The organism is Bradyrhizobium sp. BRP19, from assembly GCF_020194195.1.
Lineage (GTDB): Bacteria > Pseudomonadota > Alphaproteobacteria > Rhizobiales > Xanthobacteraceae > Bradyrhizobium > Bradyrhizobium yuanmingense.
This window is the reverse complement of the sequence record NZ_JADYVZ010000225.1, coordinates 1-394: the sequence shown is the minus strand read 5'-3', so window position 1 is coordinate 394 and position 394 is coordinate 1. Positions and strand designations below refer to the sequence as shown.

Sequence of the window (394 nt, the reverse complement as noted above, 5' to 3'; positions counted from 1 at the left end):
GTACGCGCCTTCGTGTGCCTGCATGCGCAGTTGCGCTGCGCGGCTGGCCTCTTGCGTATTCGAATATTGATACGAGCCCGAGGCTTCAAAACGTTCCAGCGTAGGCAGTTCGCCGCCGGGGTCGCTGGCGCTGGCTTGGGCGCTGGTCGCGGCCAGTGCCTTGTAGTCCCACGAGGCGAGCGTCACTGCATTGGTGCCCACGCTGTGCGCGTGCGAGAAACGCTCGATCGCGTCTTCGCTTTCGGTGGCGTCAACGCGATGGAAGCGGATCTGCGGCTGCGGGCAAGCCGGACGTTGCGCATCGTTGTCGAAGATGACGACGGTGTGACGCGACTGCGTGCTGCCTTGCTGTTGCTTGTCGTCGCTTTGCTCGTGCTCGATGCGGAACGACAGG

At 63.7% G+C, this 394-nt stretch carries 1 protein-coding gene; it reads right to left on the bottom strand.

Features of this window, described 5'->3' with window-relative positions:
• A partial coding sequence (locus I6F36_RS39295) for a contractile injection system protein, VgrG/Pvc8 family (RefSeq protein WP_225173329.1) occupies window positions 1-394 on the bottom strand: 394 nt, incomplete at both ends.